Here is an 18,804-nt window from a genome sequence, read left to right as displayed (position 1 = left end):
AGGCAGTTCACACGGGGCCGACCTGGTTTCGACGTGGGTTACAAAGCAGTGGAGGGCATACCGAGGACCCGTCACCTCGTTAATCAATGGGAATGCAATAACTGCTAACGACGAACGTTACGCACTGGCCGCTTAATTGCGGCCGTCCTCGCACTGGCTCGCTGACGGGCTAGAGTCGCAAGACTACGCGAGGTCATTTACGTCAGATAAGCCCTGAGTGAGTCACGAACCCGGGGACGAAAACCTAGTGACTCGCCGTTGTAGAGCGTGTTCGTCCGCGATGCACCGGTTAAATCAAATGACAGAACTAAGTATGTAGAACTCTCTGTGGAGGGCTTGCGGACGCGGGTTCGATTCCCGCCGGCTCCACCAATATTCGATACCGGTTATTGCCGGTGCCATCAAAAAACCCCGAGGATCGGCTCCCCGGGGTTTTATTTTTTTTACCGCCCATAATCGTCGCCGGCCCCGGCCAATACCGCCGCGCGCCATCTCGCGACGCGCAGGCTTTCCGGCCGGACCCCGGCGGCAACGCCAGGGATATCCCTGCCGATAAGAGCCGTCTGATTCACATCCGGCGCCAATGAAGGCATGATCTCCCCAGGCCCATCCCAGACCCAAGCGGGAACGGCCTTCCGGCCGGTCTTCATGTCTGTTCCGGAGCATCCCTCAAGCGCCCGCCCGTTCCAGTGCGGGCGCCTTTCTTTTGCGGTGCCGGCCACCCCGGCCAGCCGCCGGTGGCCGTTCCCTCCCGCATCGTCCCGCTTCGCCGCCAAATTGTAATCATCTGTTACAGTCGATATTTTTTTCGACGACCGGGCGGCACGGCTCCGCTCCGGAGGAAAACGGAACCGGCAAGGGGCAACATGAAGAGAATCATCGGCGCGGCGGGCATCGCACTCGCCCTCGCGGGATGCGGCGGATCGGGCGACAACGACAACGGGCTGGCGCTCGTGCGCACGCCGCCATCGGGCGGGAGCGCGCCGGCGGCGCCCGACACGCCCGCCACCCCTGCCGTGCCGGCCGCGCCGGATACCAACGCCATCGGCACCGGCATCTTCACCGGCAATACACCGGACGGGCAGCGGGTCAATGTGCTGGTGCTCGACGAGAACGCTTTCTACATCTTCTACTCGTCGCCTGGCGTGCCCGACGTGCCGATGGGCGTCGTCACCGGCAACTACAGCAGCAACAGCGACACGCTCACCACCAACAACAACGGGCTCGACTTCAACCTGGAAGCGGCCGGCTACAACCTCACGGCGGCGAATTTCAACGGCAGGTTCGTGCCCAGCACGCTGATGCAGACACAGCTGACCTACCGCAACGCCCGCAATGCCGCGTTCACCGCCACCTACAGCACCGACTACAACTACGTCGCCACGGTGGACGGACTGCAGGGCGACTACGCCGGCAACGCGGTGGCGCTCGACACCAGCGGCATGCGCTCGGACGGCATCGCCATGCATGTCGACGCCACGGGCGGCATCACCGTCGACGCCGGCGCGGGGTGCTCGTTTACCGGCACCGCGACGCCGCGGCGCCAGGGCAAGGTCTACAACGTCAGCCTGCAGTTCGGCGCGGCACCATGCCGCTATCCGAACACGACGATGACGGGCATCGCCTACTACGACCCGACCACCACGCACAGCCTGCCCACGCTGGGCCAGCTCTACCTGTTCGTGATGCGCGCCGACCGCCAGGCCGGCATGATCTTCACCGGCAAGCACTGACGGCCGGCGGCGGCAGTCCGGGCCGCGCGCTCAGAGGAAGCGGTCGAGCAGCTTGCGGCTGGCCTTGTCGAGCCCGGCAAGGCTGCGGATCAGGTAGTGGATGCCGTGGCTGTCGGAGATCAGCAGCGTCGAGCCCGCCAGGCGGCGGATGTCTTCCTCGCCGCGCAGCACCAGCGAGGTGATGCCGCGGTCGGTCTCCACTTCCCAGGTGCTGGGCGTGGCGAAGGTCGACACCGAACGGATGCGGCGGATCTCCGGCATGAATTCGCGGCTGGCCAGTTCGGCTTCGATCATCTCGCGCAGCGGCGCGGGCAACGCGTCCAGGCGAGGCAGCCAGGCCAGTTCGCGGCCATCGGCGCTGATCATGCCGACGCCGTCGTCGGGCGCGGCGATGGGGAACGCGCGCACGGGCACCACGCCTTCGTGCACCGCGCCATCCGCGGTGGTCATCACCAGGCGCCCGAGGGCGTTGCGGGAGAGCTTGAAATCGGCTTGCTGCATGGCGGCCTTCCTTATTGGGCAATGACCGCTTCGGCGGTGTCGAGATCCTGCTCCGCGTCGGTGTCGACGTTGCGGGCCTGCGCCTGGTACAGCTTGTAGTACGCGCCTTCGCGGGCCAGCAGCTCTTCGTGCCCGCCCACTTCCACGATCTGCCCGCGGTCCATCACCACCAGCCGGTCGGCCTTGCGCAGCGTCGACAGGCGGTGCGCGATGGCGATGGTGGTGCGGCCCTGCACGAGGTTGTCCAGCGCCTTCTGGATTTCCTTCTCGGTGGCGGTGTCCACCGACGAGGTGGCTTCGTCCATGATGAGGATGCGCGGGTTGATCAGCAGCGCGCGCGCGATCGAGATGCGCTGGCGCTCGCCGCCGGACAGTGCCTGGCCGCGCTCGCCGACCAGCGAGTCGTAGCCGTGCGGCAGCCGCAGGATGAACTCATGCGCATGGGCCGCGCGCGCGGCCGCGACGATTTCTTCGCGGGTCGCGCCGGGCTTGCCGTAGGCGATGTTCTCGGCAATGGTGCCGAAGAACAGGAACGGCTCCTGCAGCACCAGCCCGATGTGGCTGCGGAACTCGGACACCGGCAGCGAGCGGATATCCACGCCGTCGACGCGGATCGCCCCTTCCGAGACGTCGTAGAAGCGGCAGATCAGGTTGACCAGCGTGCTCTTGCCCGAGCCGCTGTGCCCCACCAGCCCGATCATCTCGCCCGGCGCGATCGACAGGTTGAGCCCGCGGATCACGGCGCGGTTGCCGTAGCGGAAGCCCAGGTCGCGCAGTTCGATGGCGCCCTCCACGCGCTCCAGATGCACGGGGCGCGCCGGCTCCGGCACGCTCGAGACATGGTCGAGGATGTCGAAGATGCGCTTGGCGCCCGCGGCCGCCTTCTGCGTGACCGAGACGATGCGGCTCATCGAGTCCAGCCGCGTGTAGAAGCGGCTGATGTAGGTCAGGAAGGCCACCAGCACGCCGACCGTGATGGCGTTGTGCGAGACCTGCCAGATGCCGAAGATCCACACCACCAGCAGGCCGATCTCGGTCAGCAGCGTGACGGTCGGCGTAAACAGCGACCACACCGCGTTGACGCGGTCGTTGATGGCCAGGTTGTGCCGGTTGGCCTCGCGGAAACGCTCGACTTCGCGCTTTTCCTGGGCGAAGGCCTTGACCACGCGGATGCCGGGGATGGTGTCGGCCAGCACGTTGGTGATCTCGGACCAGATCCGGTCGATCTTCTCGAAGCCGTGGCGCAGGCGGTCGCGCACCAGGTGGATCATCCATGCGATGAACGGCAGCGGCACCAGCGTCACCAGCGCCAGCCACGGGTTGATGGAGATCAGGATGGCCGCCGTCATGACGATCATCAGCACGTCGGTGGCGAAATCCAGCAGGTGCAGCGACAGGAACACGCAGATGCGGTCGCTTTCGGAACCGATGCGCGCCATCAGGTCGCCGGTGCGCTTGCCGCCGAAATACTCCAGCGACAGGCGCAGCAGATGTTCATAAGTAGTGGTGCGCAGGTCGGCGCCGATGCGCTCCGACACCCGCGCCAGCAGGTAGGTGCGCGCCCAGCCCAGGCTCCACGCCACCAGCGCGGCGCCCAGCAGGCCGGCCAGGTAGAGCTTCACCCGGCCGTAGTCGATGGGCAGGCCGTTCTGGAACGGAATCAGCACGTTGTCCATCAGCGGCATGGTCAGATACGGCGGCACCAGCGTGGCGGCCGTCGACAGCAGCGTCAGCAGGAAACCGGCCAGCAGCTCGAAGCGGTACGGCCTGGCAAAGCGCCACAGGCGCAGCAGCGCCCAGGTCGAAGGCGGCGCCTCGAGGTCGCGGCTGCATTGCGGGCATTGCTCGTCGTCGGGCGACAGCGGCGCCTTGCAGGTCGGGCAGACCGCGTCGGCCCCGGCCAGCCCCAGGCGGCCCGACTGGGAAAGATCGCGCTGGGCCTGGAACTGGTCGATCAGCCGCAGCGCGGCCGGGTTGTGGCCGAGCGTGTAGCGCCAGGTGGCCAGCAGGCGGCCGCTGTCCTGCAGCTCGAGCGTGCCGACGCCGGCATGATCGGCGTGATGCAGCGATAATCCGGGCTGGATTGCCCATTCCTGCCAGTCGTTGCGGCCCGGCGTGCGGGCCAGCAGCCGACGATCCGTCACAAGCACCCAGCCTTGGGTAAAATGCAGCCTCGCATCAAGATCCACCGCCAGCCAGGCCAGGACGGCCTCGCCGGGCACCAGGCGGGTGCCGAGTTCGTTACGCCAGGGTTCGTTCGAGGCGTCGGTATCAATCGCGGGCAAGGAAGGTTGGGTCATCGTTGGCACAGCATGCTGCGTCCCCTGGGCATGGACATAACTTGAAACAATTTAGCGCGGGCACGCCCTGGCGGCCCGCCAATTTGCCCGCAGTATACATAAGGCCAAACGCAGGGGCGCCCTGATGCATTGCACAATCGCTTTTTAATCAAGAAAGTCAACCGGCTGACCGTTGTAACGTTACTGAAAGGTTAGGCTTCTATTTCTCGGGCACTCGCCCACTGCCTCAAGCTAAATCAATGAAAAAGAAGGACATTGAGATTTTCGATGTCATGTCGCTGCGCGGCCCGAATATGTGGACATATCGGCCCGTGCTGGAGGCGTGGGTCGACATCGGGGAACTGGAGGACTTTCCCTCCAACACCATCCCGGGATTCTACGAGCGCCTGTCGGCCTGGCTGCCCTCGCTGATCGAACACCGCTGCAGCATCGGCGAGCGCGGCGGCTTCCTGCAGCGCCTCAAGGAAGGCACCTGGCCCGGCCATATCCTGGAACACGTCACGCTTGAGCTGCAGAACCTGGCCGGCATGCCCGGCGGCTTCGGCAAGGCCCGCGAAACGCCGATCCGCGGCGTCTACAAGGTGGTCGTGCGCGCCTGGCACGAGGAAGTCACCCGCGCCGCCCTGTTCGCCGCGCGCGACCTGGTGATGGCCGCCATCGAGGACCGCCCCTACGACGTGTCGGAGACCGTGGATCACCTGCGCCGCCTGGTCGACAAGCATTGCCTGGGGCCGAGCACCGCGTGCATCGTCGATGCCGCCGACGACCGCGACATCCCGGCCATCCGCCTGTCCGAGGGCAACCTCGTGCAGCTCGGCTACGGCAGCCGCCAGCGCCGCATCTGGACCGCCGAGACCGACCGCACCAGCGCCATTGCCGAGAGCATCTCGCGCGACAAGGACCTGACCAAGAGCCTGCTCGAATCGTGCGGCGTGCCCGTGCCCGAAGGCCGCCTGGTGGACAGCGCCGCCGACGCCTGGGACGCCGCCGAGGACATCGGCGTGCCGGTGGTGGTCAAGCCCTATGACGGCAACCACGGCCGCGGCGTGTTCACCAACCTGACCACGCGCGAGGAAATCGAGACCGCCTACGCGGTGGCCATCGACGAAGGCAGCGGTGTCATCGTCGAGCGCTTCGTGCCCGGCAACGAACACCGCCTGCTGGTGGTGGGCGGCCGCCTGGTGGCAGCGGCCATGGGCGAGACCGCCAGCGTGACCGGCGACGGCCGCTCGACCATCGACGAGCTGATCGAACTGCAGATCAACTCCGACCCGCGCCGCGGCAGCACCGAGGACCACCCGCTCAACAAGGTGCGCCTCGATTCCGCCGCGCGCCTCGAACTCAAGCGCCAGGGCTATGACGCCGGCTCGGTGCCGCCGGAAGGCAAGCACGTGCTGATCCAGCGCAACGGCAACGTCGCCTTCGACGTGACCGACCGCGTGCACCCGAGCGTGGCCGCGCATGCCTCGCTGGCCGCCCGCGTGGTGGGCCTGGACATCGCCGGCGTGGACCTGGTGGCGCAGGACATCTCGCGCCCGCTCGCCGAGCAGCGCGGCGCCATCGTCGAGGTCAACGCCGGCCCCGGCCTGCTGATGCACCTCAAGCCCTCCAACGGCGAAGCGCGCCCGGTCGGCCGAGCGGTGGTGGACCACCTGTTCCCCGCCGGCGAAGGCGACGACAACGGCCGCATCCCGGTGGTCGGCATCACCGGCACCAACGGCAAGACCGTGGTGGCCAAGCTGGTGGCGCGCCTGCTGCAGCTGTCCGGCAAGCACACCGGGCTGGCCTGCAGCGACGGCCTCTACCTGGACCGCCGCCGCGTCGAAGCCGGCGACCGCGCCAACTGGGACGCCGCGCACCGCATCCTGATGAATCGCGCGGTGGACGCCGCCGTGCTCGAGAACGACAGCGGCGCCATCCTCTCCGAGGGCCTCGCCTATGACCGCTGCCAGGTCGGCGTGGTCACCAACATCGACGTGCCCGACCACCTCGGCCAGTACTACGTCGAGGAAATCGAAAAGATGTACAACGTGCTGCGCACGCAGGTCGACGTCGTGCTCGACGGCGGCGTGGCCGTGCTCAACGCGCGCGACCCGCTGGTGGTCGAGATGGCCGAACTGAGCGACGGCGACGTGATCTTCTTCGGCCTGTCGGCCGACCTGCCCGCCATCGCCGCGCACCGCGCGGCCGGCCGCCGCGCGGTATATGTGCGCGACGGCAAGGTGGTGCTGGCCACCGGCAGCCGCGAGACGCCGCTGGCCGACGTCGCCGCCATCCCGCTGACCTACGCCGGCCGCGTGGCCTTCCAGGTCGAGAACGTGCTGGCCGCCGTGGCCACCGGATGGGCGCTGGGCATCTCGCACGACCTGATCCGCGCCGGCGTGGTGACCTTCGACGTGGGCCAGGTGGACGTGCCGGGCCGCTTCACGCTGTTCGAGCGCAACGGCGCCATCGTGGTGATCGACGACGCCCACAACGCCCCCGCGCTGGAAGCGCTGGTGGCGGCGCTGGAGCGCTTCCCGACCGAGCGCCGCGTGGTGGTGTACGGCGCCGGCCTGCAGCGCCGCGACGAGGACATGGTCAAGCAGGGCAAGGTGCTGGGCGCCGCCTTCGACCGCGTCTTCCTGTGCGAGGACCGCTCCGTGGAAAGCGCCCTGCCCGATGCCGAGGCGCGCGCGCTGCTCAAGCAGGGCCTGTACGAAGGCCGCCGCGTGACCAAGATCATCGACGAAGGCCCGCGCCGGCAGGCGATCGAGGCCGCCCTAGCGCAAGTGGTGGCCGGCGACCTGCTGGTCCTGCAGTGCGACGAGGCCTCGACCCTGCCGACCATCGACCAGGTCCACCAGTGGATGGGCCAGCCGGGCCGCCGCGCCTGATCCGGACCGCAGAAGAACGGATCCAAGAGGAAACTGATTTCATGGAAGTCTCACGCATCCGGGCCCTGCGCGGCCCCAACCTGTGGTGCCGCCACACCGCCGTCGAAGCCATCGTGTCGTGCTCCGACGAGGCCCACACCCTGGCCCAGCTGCCCGGCTTCGAAGAGCGCCTGCGCGCGCGCTTCCCCGAAGTGGGCCCGCTGCGGCCCGACGACAACGAAGGCGTGGTGTCGCTGGCGCATGCGCTCGAATGCGCCGCGCTGCGGCTGCAGGCCGAAGCCGGCTGCCCGGTCAGCTTCAGCCGCACCGCGCCCACGGTCGAGCCCGGCACCTACCAGGTGGTGGTGCAGTACAGCGAGGAAGAAGTCGGCCGGCTCGCGCTGGAACTGGCGGCCACGCTGTGCCGCGCCGCGCGCGACGACATGCCGTTCGACCTCGCCGGCGCGCTGCACCGCCTGCGCGAACTCGACGAGGATCTGCGCCTGGGGCCGAGCACCGGCTCCATCGTCTATGCCGGCGTGGCGCGCGGCATCCCCTACCGCCGCCTGACCCAGGGCAGCATGGTGCAGTTCGGCTGGGGCAGCAAGCAGCGCCGCATCCAGGCGGCCGAAACCGACATGACCAGCGCGGTCTCGGAATCGATCGCGCAGGACAAGGACCTCACCAAGACGCTGCTGCACGCCGCCGGCGTGCCGGTGCCGCTGGGCCGCACCGTGACCGACGCCGACCAGGCCTGGGCCGCCGCCCAGGAGATCAACGCGCCGGTGGTGGTCAAGCCGCGCGACGGCAACCAGGGCAAGGGCGTGGCCGTGCGCATCCGCACCCGCGAGGAAATCGACGCCGCCTTCGAGGTCGCCTCCGACATCAGCTCCGACGTGATCGTCGAGCGCTACATCCCCGGGCACGACTTCCGCCTGCTGGTGGTGGGCAAGCACCTGGTGGCCGCGGCCCGCCGCGATCCGCCCCAGGTCACCGGCGACGGCAGGCACACCGTGCGCGAGCTGGTCGAGGAGGTCAACCGCGACCCGCGCCGCGGCGAGGGCCACGCCACCTCGCTGACCAAGATCCGTTTCGACGATATCGCGCTGGCCGTGCTGGCCAAGCAGAACCTGACCGCCGACTCGGTGCCGCCCAAGGGCACCCGCGTGGTCCTGCGCAACAACGCCAACCTCTCCACCGGCGGCAGCGCCACCGACGTCACCGACGACGTGCATCCCGACATGGCCGCGCGCGCCGTGGCCGCGGCGCAGATGGTCGGGCTCGACATCTGCGGCGTGGACGCGGTCTGCGAGACCGTGCTCAAGCCGTTCGAGGAACAGGCCGGCGGCATCGTCGAGGTCAACGCCGCGCCGGGCCTGCGCATGCACCTGCAGCCGTCGTACGGCAAGGGCCGCGCGGTGGGCGAGGCCATCATCTCCACCATGTTCGCCGACGGCGACGACGGCCGCATCCCCGTGGTGGCGGTCTCCGGCACCAACGGCAAGACCACCACGGTGCGCCTGATCACCCACCTGCTCGCCGGCAGCGGCCTGCGCATGGGCATGACCGGCACCGACGGCGTCTATATCCAGGGCGAGCGCATCGACACCGGCGACTGCAGCGGCCCGCGCAGCGCGCGCAACGTGCTGATGCACCCCGACGTGGACGCCGCCGTGTTCGAGACCGCGCGCGGCGGCCTGCTGCGCGAAGGCCTGGCCTTCGACCGCTGCGACGTGGCCGTGGTCACCAACGTGGGCGAAGGCGACCACCTCGGCCTGTCCTACATCAGCACGGTGGAAGACCTGGCCGTGCTCAAGAGCGTGATCGTGCAGAACGTGGCGCCGCACGGCATGGCCGTGCTCAACGCGGCCGACCCGATGGTGGTGCGCATGGCCGACGCCTGCCCCGGCGCCGTGACCTTCTTCGCCGCCGACCCGAACAACCCGGTGATGGCCACCCACCGCGCGCAGGGCAAGCGCGTGGTGTTCGTCGAAGACGGCCATATCGTGGCCGCCGAAGGCGACAGCCAGGTCCGCCTCGCGCTGGCGGCCATCCCGCTCACGCGCGGCGGCACCATCGGCTTCCAGGTCGAGAACGCCATGTCCTCCGTGGCCGCCGCATGGGCGCTCGGCATCGACTGGGACGTGATCCGCCGCGGCCTGGCCACCTTCGTCAACGACGCCGCCACCGCCCCGGGACGCTTCAACGTGTTCGACTACAAGGGCGCCACCCTGATTGCCGACTATGGCCACAACCCGGACGCGATCCAGGCGCTGTGCGACGCCATCGAAAGCATGCCGGCCAGGCGCCGCTCGGTGGTGATCAGCGGCGCCGGCGACCGCCGCGACGTCGACATCCGCCGCCAGACCGAGATCCTCGGCGGCGTGTTCGACGAAGTGGTGCTGTACCAGGACCAGTGCCAGCGCGGCCGCGAGGACGGCGAGGTGCTGGCGCTGCTGCGCGAAGGCCTGCAAGGCGCCCGGCGCGCCAGCGCGGTGGAAGAGATCCGCGGGGAATTCCTCGCCATCGATACCGCCCTGGCCCACCTGCAGCCCGGCGACCTGTGCCTGATCCTGGTGGACCAGGTGGAAGAGGCGCTCGCGCATATCGCGCAGCGGATCAGGGAAGCGGCGTAGGGCGCAAGGCACCGCCAACGCGGTGGTTTGCGCCCCTCTCCCATTTATGGGAGAGGGGCCGGGGGAGAGGGCGAGCGCCCGCGCATGACGAAAGTCTTCACTTCGTGGAGACGTCGGCCCTCTCCCCCGCCCCTCTCCCGCAAGCGGGAGAGGGGAGAAAACCCTGCCGCCGCTCACGCGACTTTGCAGAAAAAAGCCAGCCTCTCCAGGCTGGCTTTTTCTTTACCGCAGCGGCCCCCCGCCCCTAATGCCTCCCCGGCAACGACAGCCGCCGCTCCAGCAGCCGCTGCACCTGCGACAGCGCGGTGCTGAGCACCCAGTAGATCGCCGCCACCGCCAGATAGAGCGGCAGCGGCTGGTAGGTGGCGGCGATCACCTCCTGCGCCGTGCGCAGCAGTTCGGTCACCGTGATCACCGACACCAGCGAGGTGTCCTTGATCAGGCTGATCAGGCTGTTCGACAGGCTCGGCACCGCCAGGCGCAGCGCCTGCGGCCCCACCACGTAGCGCAGCGTCTGGGCCGGCGTCAGGCCCAGGCTGTAGGCCGCCATCCACTGCCCGCGCGGGATGCCGAGGATGGCGCCGCGCATGCTCTCGGAAAGATAGGCGCCCACGTTGAGGCTCAGCGTCAGCACGCCGGCCGGGGTCGGCTCCAGCGCGATGCCGATGCCGGGCAGCCCGTAGTACACCACGAAGATCTGCACCAGCAGCGGCGTGCCGCGCATGATGCTGACATAGGCGCCCGCCAGCGCGCGCAGCACGCGCTGGTGGCCGATGCCCATCAGCGCCACCGCCACCCCGATCACCAGCCCGAAGGCCATCGACAGCAGCGCGAACTTGATGGTCAGCAGCATGCCCTGCATCAGGACGGGCAAGGAAGCGGCGATGAGCTGGAGAGCGGACATGAACGAACGCCGGCGCGTGCTGCCGCGCTTACTTCGCGGGCCGCGTCACGTCGCTGCCGAACCACTTCGCCGACAGCTTGGCGAGCGTGCCGTCCTTGCGCATGTCATCCAGCGCGCGGTCGATGGCCTGGGCGAACCTGGGATTGTCCTTGCGGAACGGAATCGCCACCTCGGAGCCGCCGCCCTCGACGATCGCGCCGGGCCGCAGCGGCAGGTTGGAGGTCTTGATCAGGTAGCCGATCATCAGGCGGTCGTTGAGCGCCGCGTCCACGCGCTGCGCGGCCAGGTCGCGCAGGTATTCCGGCGCGCCGGGATAGGTCTTGACGTCGATGCCGGCCACCGACTTGGCCAGCTCGTTGTAGTTGCTGCCCAGGCTCACGCCCAGCTTCCTGCCCTTGAGGTCGTCCAGCGACTTGAACTGGCGCTTGTCGTCCTTGCGCTGGATCAGCTGCGCCGCCGAGTAGACGTAGGGCGTGGAGAAATCCAGCACCTGCTTGCGCGCCGGCGTCACCGCGACCTGGTTGACGATGACGTCGAACTTGCCGGCCTGCAGGCCGGCAATGATGCCGCTCCACTCGGTGGTGACGAACTCGGGCTTGACGCCCAGGCGGGCCGCCACGGCCTTGGCCACGTCGACGTCGAAGCCGTCGAGCTGGTTGTTGGCGCCGCGGTAGTTGAACGGGGGATAAGTGCCCTCCACCCCGATCCTGAGCACGCCGGCCTGCTTGACGGTATCGAGCAGGTCGGCGGCCTGGGCGGCCACGCCGGCCGCCAGCAGCGAAATGGCAAACAGCGCGGCAGACAGCGCCTTGAGGCAGCCGGTGCGAAGTCGAAGCGATTGCATGGGGTCTCCAGACAGGACGGGCGGCGGATACTGGCACTACTACTGGCGCTACATAGCACCAGATAGCTCTATGAGCGTAGTCCGCCTTCGAGCCTACCGCAACCGCGCGGCACCCGGCAATGGTGATTCGCCCTGCCCGCCCGGGACCCGCCAGGCTTACTGGAACGCCTTGTCGTTCGGGTGCGCGTACAGGTCCTTCATGTCGGCCGACAGCGGATAGTTGAGGTTGATGCCGCGCGGCGGGATCGGCGACTGGAACCACTTCTTGTAGAGCTGGTCGGCGCGGCCGCTGGTCATCAGCCCGGCGATCACGTCGTCGGCCAGCTTCTTGAAGGAAGGATCGTCCTTGCGGAACATGCAGGCGTAGTTCTCGGTCTGCAGCGGCGTGCCCACCACCACCCAGTCGTCGGCGTTCTTGGCCTTGGTCAGCTCGCCGTACAGCAGCGGCTCGTCCATGACGAAGGCCACCGCGCGGCCGCTTTCCAGGATCAGGAAGGACTGGCCGTGGTCCTTGGTGCTGATCAGGTTCATGTTCATGGCCTTCTCGCCGTTCATCTTGACCAGCAGGCGCTCGTCGGTGGTGCCGGCGGTGGTCACCACGTTGCGGTCCTTCAGGTCGGGGAAGTCCTTCACGCCCGAGTCCTTCCTGGTCAGCATGCGCAGGCCATAGACGAACAGGCTGTTGGAGAACGCCACCTGCTTCTGCCGCTCGAGGTTGTTGGTGGTGGTGCCGCACTCGATGTCGATGGTGCCGTTCTGCATCAGCGAGATGCGGTTCTGCGAGGTGATCGGGATCAGCTTGACCTGCAGGTTGGGCATCTGCAGCTGCGCCTTCACCTTGTCGACGATCTGCAGCAGGATCTCGTGCGAGTAGCCCATCACGTCGCGGCCGTTGGTGTACGAGAACGGGATCGACGAATCGCGGTAGCCCAGCGAGATCACGCCGGTCTCCTTGATCTTGCGCAGCGTATCGCCGTCGTCGGCGCTGGCCGCGCCGGGGGCGCCGGCGGCGCCCGCCAGCACGGCGGCGGCCAGCAGGCAGCGGGAGAATCGGTTCAGGCGGGGCAGGCGTGCATGCGGTTTCATCTGGTGTTTCTCCTGGGGTGAAGGGACGACGATTAAAGAACCACGATTAAAGAACCACGATCAAGGGACGGCTCGCTCAAGGAACGGCCGGTGTCGATGTCGGTGCGCTGCGGACCAGGCTGCGGTACGGCCGCGGTACGGCTGTGCGACGCTGTAACCGGCGCTCCCCGTGCTCCCTGCGCGCGGCGGCGCTACGCCAGCGCCGCGCTGAAATCCCCGGCCTCGACCGCCGGCTTGCGCCCGGCCAGCCGGTCGGCCAGCAGGCCGGCGCTGCCCATCGCCAGCGTGAAGCCGAGCGCGCCGTGGCCGAGGTTGAGCCACAGGCCGCGCAGGCGCGACTCGCCCACCAGCGGCAGCCCGCTCGGCGTGGCCGGGCGCAGCCCGGTCCACGGCTGCAGCTGCTCGGGCACCTCCGCATCCGGCGCCACCCCGGCGAACAGCGCGCGGGTCTCGCCGGCCAGCGTGGCGATGCGGCTGCGGTCGATCACGGTATCCCCGCGCACCAGGTCGGCCATGCCCGCCACGCGCAGCGTGTTGCCGATGCGGGCATAGACGATCTTGCGCGCGAAGTCCGTGATGCTGATATGCGGCGCGGTGACGCCCGCGCGGATCGGCACCGTGATGCTGTAGCCCTTGAGCGGCCACAGCGGCACGCGCAGCCCCAGCGGCCGCAGCAGGTTCACGCTGCCCATGCCGCCCGCCACCACCACCGCGTCGGCGCGCTCGATGCCGCCGGCGGTGCGCACGCCGGTAATGCGTCCACCCCCGCGTCCACCCCCGCTCCCACCCTCGCGCTCGATGCCCTGCACCTCGGCGCCGAAGCGCAGCGACACGCCGGGGCGGTCATGCAGCAACCATGCCAGGGACAGGCAGAAGCGGTGGCAGTCGGCCACTTCTTCGCTCGGCGTGTGGATGGCGCCGGCGATCTCGCCGCGGATGCCCGCCAGCGCTGGCTCCAGCGCCACGGTGGCGTCACGGTCCAGCGCCTGCTGCTCGCAGCCCAGGCTGGCCTGGTAGTCGAGCAGCCGGCACGCCGCGCCGAAGCTGGCGGCATCGCGGTGCACGATCAGCTTGCCGCGCCGCGCAAAGCCGAAATCGGCCGGCTCGCTGTCGACGAAGGCCTGCATCAGGTCGCGCGAGTAGAACGCCAGCCGCAGCAGCTTGCGCGTGGTGGCCTCGCTGGCGGCGGCGTTGCAGGCGCGCGCGAAGGCGGCCAGCCAGCGCCACTGCGCCGGGTCCAGCGAGGGCCGGAAGCGCATCGGCGAATCGGCGCGCAGCAGCCAGCCCGGCACCTTGGCCAGCACGCCCGGTCCGGCCAGCGGCGCCACGTAGCTGTAGCTGAGCTGGCCGCCGTTGGCGAAGCTGGTTTCCTCGCCCGGGCCGTCGCGGCGCTCCAGCACGATGACTTCGTGCCCGTCGGCCGCGAGCCGCCACGCCGTGCTCATCCCGATCACCCCCGCCCCCACGATCACTACCTTCATTGCCTGCCTTGTCGCCGTTGGATCCGATCCGCGAGAGCGTAGACCAGGCGGGCCGGCTTGCCCAATGCGAATACGTGCCAGAATATGTCTTTAGGCTATGGGTGCGCCGACGCACCGCCCGTCCCGATGCGCCTGCGCCAGATCGAAGTCTTCCGCGCCGTCATGCTGAGCGGCACCGTCAGCGAGGCGGCGCGCCTGCTGCACGTCTCCCAGCCGGTGGTCACGCGCGTGCTGCAGCATGCCGAAGCCACGCTGGGCTTTCGCCTGTTCGAACGCATCAAGGGCCGCCTGCAGGCCACCCCGGAGGCCACCGCGCTGTACGGCGACGTCGAACGGCTCTATGGCGAGATCGAGCGCGTGCGGCGCGTCTCGGAGAGCCTGCGCCACAAAGGTGCGGGCCGGCTGCGGGTGGCGGCCACGCCCAGCCTGGCCAACCCGCTGCTGGTGCCCGCCGTGCGCCGCTTCTGCGCGCGCCACCCGGACACCCAGGTGCAGGTGCTGACCCACCATACCGACGAGATCGTGCAGGGCCTGCTGGCCAACCAGATCGACCTCGGCTTCGCCTTCGCGCCGCCGCGCCACGAGGCCATCGCCAGCGAGCCGGTGGCCAGCGGGCAGATGCTGCTGGCGGTGCCGCGCGGCGAGCCGCTCTTGCCGTCCTCGCCGCGCGCGCGGCGCGCCGACGTGCCGATGCAGCGGCTGGTGGAGCGCCCTTTCATTGCCTATGACGACAACAGCTCGCTGGGCCTGCTGGTGCGCCAGACGCTCGCGCGCAACGCGCTCGAGCCGCGCTCGATGCTGGAAGTCCAGACCTATTCGCTGGCGCTGGCGCTGGTCGACGCTGGCCTCGGCCTGACCCTGCTGGACCAGTACACCGCGCTCGGCGCCAACCCGGAACGGGTCTCGCTGCATGCGGTCAGGCCGGCGCTGGGCTTCGAGATCCAGGCCCTGCGCGCCAGCCATCGCGGCAGCTCCAGCCTGGCCGACGACATGCGCGCGCAGTTCGCCGATGCCGCACTGCAGCTTGCGGCCACGCTGCCCGCGCGCCTGGAGGCCCCGGCGGTCAGCTTCGAACACATTCCCAAGTAGGCCCTGCCGCCGGCCGCGGATTTGACAGCGCCCCGCGCCGTGCACCATCATCAGACAGCCTGAAGCGCCCATCTGGTGCTTCCTGAAACCTATGTTCGCCCTAATCCTGCTCCTGCTCATCCTGATCAGCGCCTTCTTCTCGACCTCCGAGATCGCGCTGACCGCATCGCGCCGCACCAAGCTGCAGACGCTCTCCGAGCGCGGCGACCGCCGCGCCACCAAGATCATGCTGCTCAAGGAGGAGCCCGGGAATTTCTTCACCATCGTGCAGATCGGCGTCAACAGCGTGGCCATCCTCGCCGGTATCGTCGGCGAGAAGCACGTGTCCGACCTGCTGCACGCGGCGCTGCTGCCCTACTTCGAGGCGCCGCTCGCCGGGCAGATCGCCAACGTCGGCTCGTTCCTGGTGGTCACGCTGCTGTTCATCCAGTTCGCCGACCTGATTCCCAAGCGCATCGCCATGAGCTTTCCCGAGCCCTGCGCGCTGCTGGTGATCGGGCCGATGCTGACCATGATCAAGATCTTCAAGCCGCTGGTCTGGGTGTTCAACGCCACGGCGGACGCCACCCTGCGCATGTTCGGCCTGCCCACCAAGCAGATCGACCAGATCACCTCGGAAGACATCGCCGCGATGGTGGACGCCGGCGCCGAAGCCGGCGTGCTGCACAAGCATGAGATCCACCTGATCGAGAACGTGTTCGAGCTCGACGCCAAGAACGTCACCGCGGTGATGACGCCGCGCGACGACGTGGTCTACATCGGCCTGGACGAGGCCGCCGACAGCCTGCGCCGCAAGCTGGTCAACCACCCGCATGCGCAGTACCCGGTGTGCGGGCACAACCTCGACGACGTGCTCGGCTACATCGATTCGAAGGACATCCTGCAGATGTTCCTGGCCGACGACTCCACCGGCGTGATCGGCAACATCGGCAACATCGGCAAGCACCACGACAAGAACGTGCTGGTGATCCCGGACACGCTGACCCTCACCGAGGCGCTCACGCGCTTTCGCGAGATGCACCAGAGCTTCGCGGTGGTGATGAACGAGTACGGGCTGGTGGTGGGCATCGTCACGCTGGACGACATCGTCGGCGCGCTGATGGGCAACATCATCTATTCCAGCGAGGACGAGCAGATCGTGCGGCGCGACGACGGCTCGTGGCTGGTGGACGGCCTGACGCCGCTGGTGGACCTGAAGAAGGCGCTCGAACTGGAGGAGCTGCCCGGCGAGGACTACGTCGACACCGCCGCGGGGCTGGTGATCTACTCGCTCAAGCGCATCCCGAAGAAGTCGGAGTTCATCGAAGTGGCGGGCTACCGCTTCGAAGTGCTGGACATCGACCATCACAAGATCGACCAGTTGCTGGTGTCGAAACTGCCGCCGGCGCAGCCGTTCCAGCCGTGACCGCGAGCGCGCGGCGGTAGCGCTCCACCGTCTCCGGCAACCGGAACGCCAGGATCCACGCGGCCACCACCAGCACCGCAACCGCCGCGGCCGCGCCCAGGCGCAGCGGCGCCAGCCGTTCCGGCGCATGCAGCGTCGCGTACGCGGCGCCCAGCAGCACGATCCACGCAAAGCCCAGCGCGCAGCCGGCCAGCACATCGGACAGCCAGTGCATGCCCAGGTACAGCCGCGACAGGCAGATCAGCGCCACCGCCACCGCCGTCAGCGCCACCACCGGCATGCGCACGCGCCATGGCTGGCGCAGGCACAGCAGGAAGGCCAGGAAGCCGTAGGTCACCATGCTGCTGCTGGCGTGGCCGCTGGGAAACGAGAACGACTCCAGGCCGCCATAGATGCTGGCCGGCCGGCTGCGCGCCAGCGCCAGCTTGAGCACCATCACGCAGGCGCGCGCGCCGAGCAGCGCGCCCACCCAGTAGGCCGCGGCCACCCAGGCGCGGCGCCATGCCAGCCACGCGAACACCGTCACCGCTACCGTGACCGACACGCGCGCGCCGCCCAGCTCGGTGATGGCCACCATCGCCGTGTCGAGCCAGTCCTGCCGCCACGCGCGCAACTGCGCGAACACGGCCGCGTCCAGCCGCACCAGCGGCGCACCGTGCGCGATGGACGCGCCCAGCCACAGCAGCGCCGCGGCGCACGCCAGCAGCAGGACGCCGGCCGCCGCCAGCAACAGCAGCTCCGCCATGTCGCGCTCCAGCACGCGCAGCAGGCGCGGCCACGGCGGCCCGGCGCGCGCCAGCAGCGCATCGCGCCCGCGCAGGCGCGCGCCGTCGAGGCGGCGCACCAGCGGCCGGATCACCAGCAGCAGGCCCCGCACCACGCACAGCAGCAACAGCGCGAACACGGCCAGCAGGCCGACCACGCCCAGCGCGGTGAGCGGCGTCAGCCACGCATCGGAGACATGAGCGCCCGCCATCGCCTCAAGCCCCGGCCGCCATGCGCGCGATATTGGCGCGCGCCGGCGCCTCGCAATCGGCAAACGCGGGCGTCAGGAACAGCCGCTCGCGCCGCGCCAGCGCCTGCAGGAAGGCCACGCGGCGCGCCATGAAGGCCGCATGCAGCGCCGCGCCGGACAAACCCGAGCGGCTGGCCAGCAATGCGCGGTTTTCCTCGAACACGGCATCGGTGTAGCCGTCGAAATCCGCCTGCGGCGCGGCCAGGCGATACAGGTCGAGGTCCAGCACCGGCTCCGAGCCCGGCACCGAGGCGCGGTGCCCGCGGGTATCCGTCACGATGCGCGCGGCCTGCGCCACGACCGCCGCATCCACGCCGCTCGCCATGGTCTCGATCAGGGCCGCGGAAGCGGCTTCGTTGTGCTCGCATCCCGGCACGTAGACCGCGTCGTGGAACAGCACGGCCAGCGCCTGCGCGGGCGAAAGCGCGATGGCGCGCGCATGCGCCACGGCGAACATCTCGAGCACGTGGCGGCGGTCGTGATAGCGGCGATACGGCGCGTCGTAGCAGGCCAGCGCCTGCAGCACCGCGGCGCGCGGCAGAAAATCCAGGCAGGCCAGCGCCGCCGGCCAGTCCGGCGCGAAGCGCGGCTGCGCGCCTTGCGGCGTCGCCACGGCCTCGGTGAACACGTCCAGCGGCCGCACCCACAATTCGCCGCGGTCGCGCATCGACCGGTACACCACCACGCGCGACAGGTCGGACTCGAGCAGGCCGAGCCCGGCGATGGCGTAGGCGCCGCCTTTGTAGTGGCGGTAGGGCATGCCCGGCAGGAAGTCTTCGGCAGCGGGCGGGATCGGCGGCAAGGTCATGATGAATGGGTCCGGAGCGGGGCTGCGCCATGATAGTGCATGGACGGCGCGGCGCAAGGCGCACCTGCCCGTACCGGTGGCCGAGCAGGCGCGGCGCGCTCCGAAAGTTGACATGCGTCAACTTCCCCCGGCGACGCGGGCGCATGA

At 69.1% G+C, this 18,804-nt stretch carries 13 protein-coding genes and 1 other RNA gene; 6 read left to right on the top strand and 8 right to left on the bottom strand.

Going from position 1 to position 18,804, the window contains the following annotated elements:
• The first annotated feature begins 13 nt into the window (after positions 1 to 13).
• Positions 14 to 372: a transfer-messenger RNA gene (gene ssrA, locus ACKI2N_RS05630) on the top strand.
• Positions 373 to 866: 494 nt separating this feature from the next.
• A complete protein-coding gene (locus ACKI2N_RS05625; RefSeq protein WP_420992882.1) occupies positions 867 to 1,733 on the top strand; it encodes a hypothetical protein in 867 nt (288 codons plus the stop codon).
• 30 nt (positions 1,734 to 1,763) lie between these two features.
• On the opposite strand, the gene ACKI2N_RS05620 is transcribed toward ACKI2N_RS05625, so the two are convergent.
• Together ACKI2N_RS05620 and ACKI2N_RS05615 are read right to left on the bottom strand one after the other, a co-directional pair.
• Positions 1,764 to 2,234: a DUF1854 domain-containing protein gene (locus ACKI2N_RS05620; RefSeq protein WP_420992883.1), complete on the bottom strand. Its 471-nt coding sequence runs from the start codon at positions 2,232 to 2,234 to the stop codon at positions 1,764 to 1,766.
• An 11-nt stretch (positions 2,235 to 2,245) separates the two neighbouring features.
• Positions 2,246 to 4,534: an ABC transporter ATP-binding protein gene (locus ACKI2N_RS05615; protein ID WP_420992884.1), complete on the bottom strand. Its 2,289-nt coding sequence runs from the start codon at positions 4,532 to 4,534 to the stop codon at positions 2,246 to 2,248.
• A 239-nt stretch (positions 4,535 to 4,773) separates the two neighbouring features.
• On the opposite strand from ACKI2N_RS05615, the gene cphA (ACKI2N_RS05610) reads away from it, so the two are divergent.
• Together cphA (ACKI2N_RS05610) and cphA (ACKI2N_RS05605) are read left to right on the top strand one after the other, a co-directional pair.
• Positions 4,774 to 7,410, top strand: coding sequence for a cyanophycin synthetase (gene cphA, locus ACKI2N_RS05610; RefSeq protein WP_420992885.1), 2,637 nt, complete (start codon positions 4,774 to 4,776; stop codon positions 7,408 to 7,410).
• A 41-nt stretch (positions 7,411 to 7,451) separates the two neighbouring features.
• Positions 7,452 to 10,025, top strand: coding sequence for a cyanophycin synthetase (cphA, locus tag ACKI2N_RS05605; protein WP_420992886.1), 2,574 nt, complete (start codon positions 7,452 to 7,454; stop codon positions 10,023 to 10,025).
• A 244-nt stretch (positions 10,026 to 10,269) separates the two neighbouring features.
• Here cphA (ACKI2N_RS05605) and ACKI2N_RS05600 read toward each other — a convergent pair whose 3' ends face one another.
• The 4 genes from ACKI2N_RS05600 to ACKI2N_RS05585 form a co-directional block, all read right to left on the bottom strand.
• Positions 10,270 to 10,929, bottom strand: a complete 660-nt coding sequence (locus ACKI2N_RS05600; RefSeq protein ID WP_420992887.1) for an amino acid ABC transporter permease — start codon at positions 10,927 to 10,929, stop codon at positions 10,270 to 10,272.
• Positions 10,930 to 10,957: 28 nt separating this feature from the next.
• Positions 10,958 to 11,773: a transporter substrate-binding domain-containing protein gene (locus tag ACKI2N_RS05595; protein ID WP_420992888.1), complete on the bottom strand. Its 816-nt coding sequence runs from the start codon at positions 11,771 to 11,773 to the stop codon at positions 10,958 to 10,960.
• A 156-nt stretch (positions 11,774 to 11,929) separates the two neighbouring features.
• Complete coding sequence (locus tag ACKI2N_RS05590) at positions 11,930 to 12,859, bottom strand: glutamate/aspartate ABC transporter substrate-binding protein (RefSeq protein ID WP_420992889.1); 930 nt, start codon at positions 12,857 to 12,859, stop codon at positions 11,930 to 11,932.
• 191 nt (positions 12,860 to 13,050) lie between these two features.
• A complete protein-coding gene (locus ACKI2N_RS05585) occupies positions 13,051 to 14,340 on the bottom strand; it encodes a D-amino acid dehydrogenase (RefSeq protein ID WP_420992890.1) in 1,290 nt (429 codons plus the stop codon).
• Between the two features lie 126 nt (positions 14,341 to 14,466).
• Between ACKI2N_RS05585 and ACKI2N_RS05580 the strand changes: the two genes are divergently transcribed.
• Positions 14,467 to 15,429 carry a LysR family transcriptional regulator gene (locus tag ACKI2N_RS05580; RefSeq protein ID WP_420992891.1) on the top strand — a complete coding sequence of 321 codons (963 nt, stop codon included), beginning with the start codon at positions 14,467 to 14,469 and terminating at the stop codon, positions 15,427 to 15,429.
• 91 nt (positions 15,430 to 15,520) lie between these two features.
• Entirely contained in the window at positions 15,521 to 16,834 is a 1,314-nt protein-coding gene (locus ACKI2N_RS05575) for a hemolysin family protein (protein WP_420992892.1), read from the top strand.
• On the opposite strand, the gene ACKI2N_RS05570 is transcribed toward ACKI2N_RS05575, so the two are convergent.
• Positions 16,728 to 17,810, bottom strand: coding sequence for a phosphatase PAP2 family protein (locus tag ACKI2N_RS05570; protein ID WP_420992893.1), 1,083 nt, complete (start codon positions 17,808 to 17,810; stop codon positions 16,728 to 16,730). The genes ACKI2N_RS05575 and ACKI2N_RS05570 overlap by 107 nt on opposite strands.
• 4 nt (positions 17,811 to 17,814) lie before the next feature.
• The gene (locus ACKI2N_RS05565; protein WP_420992894.1) at positions 17,815 to 18,657 is read right to left on the bottom strand and encodes a DUF1653 domain-containing protein; all 843 of its coding nucleotides are present in this window, start codon (positions 18,655 to 18,657) and stop codon (positions 17,815 to 17,817) included.
• Positions 18,658 to 18,804: the final 147 nt, after the last annotated feature.

Origin of the sequence: Cupriavidus sp. 30B13 (assembly GCF_049059565.2) — a bacterium.
Taxonomy (GTDB): domain Bacteria; phylum Pseudomonadota; class Gammaproteobacteria; order Burkholderiales; family Burkholderiaceae; genus Cupriavidus.
Note: the sequence above shows the minus strand (reverse complement) of the source record. Positions and strands in the feature narration are given on the sequence as shown.

Coding starts and splice junctions, on each gene's coding strand:
- ACKI2N_RS05595 (WP_420992888.1), bottom strand. CDS start 11,773: ATGCAATCGCTTCGACTTCGCACCGGCTGCCTCAAGGCGCTGTCTGCC.
- ACKI2N_RS05575 (WP_420992892.1), top strand. CDS start 15,521: ATGTTCGCCCTAATCCTGCTCCTGCTCATCCTGATCAGCGCCTTCTTC.
- ACKI2N_RS05620 (WP_420992883.1), bottom strand. CDS start 2,234: ATGCAGCAAGCCGATTTCAAGCTCTCCCGCAACGCCCTCGGGCGCCTG.
- ACKI2N_RS05585 (WP_420992890.1), bottom strand. CDS start 14,340: ATGAAGGTAGTGATCGTGGGGGCGGGGGTGATCGGGATGAGCACGGCG.
- ACKI2N_RS05570 (WP_420992893.1), bottom strand. CDS start 17,810: ATGGCGGGCGCTCATGTCTCCGATGCGTGGCTGACGCCGCTCACCGCG.
- ACKI2N_RS05625 (WP_420992882.1), top strand. CDS start 867: ATGAAGAGAATCATCGGCGCGGCGGGCATCGCACTCGCCCTCGCGGGA.
- ACKI2N_RS05590 (WP_420992889.1), bottom strand. CDS start 12,859: ATGAAACCGCATGCACGCCTGCCCCGCCTGAACCGATTCTCCCGCTGC.
- cphA (WP_420992885.1), top strand. CDS start 4,774: ATGAAAAAGAAGGACATTGAGATTTTCGATGTCATGTCGCTGCGCGGC.
- ACKI2N_RS05565 (WP_420992894.1), bottom strand. CDS start 18,657: ATGACCTTGCCGCCGATCCCGCCCGCTGCCGAAGACTTCCTGCCGGGC.
- cphA (WP_420992886.1), top strand. CDS start 7,452: ATGGAAGTCTCACGCATCCGGGCCCTGCGCGGCCCCAACCTGTGGTGC.
- ACKI2N_RS05615 (WP_420992884.1), bottom strand. CDS start 4,534: ATGACCCAACCTTCCTTGCCCGCGATTGATACCGACGCCTCGAACGAA.
- ACKI2N_RS05600 (WP_420992887.1), bottom strand. CDS start 10,929: ATGTCCGCTCTCCAGCTCATCGCCGCTTCCTTGCCCGTCCTGATGCAG.
- ACKI2N_RS05580 (WP_420992891.1), top strand. CDS start 14,467: ATGCGCCTGCGCCAGATCGAAGTCTTCCGCGCCGTCATGCTGAGCGGC.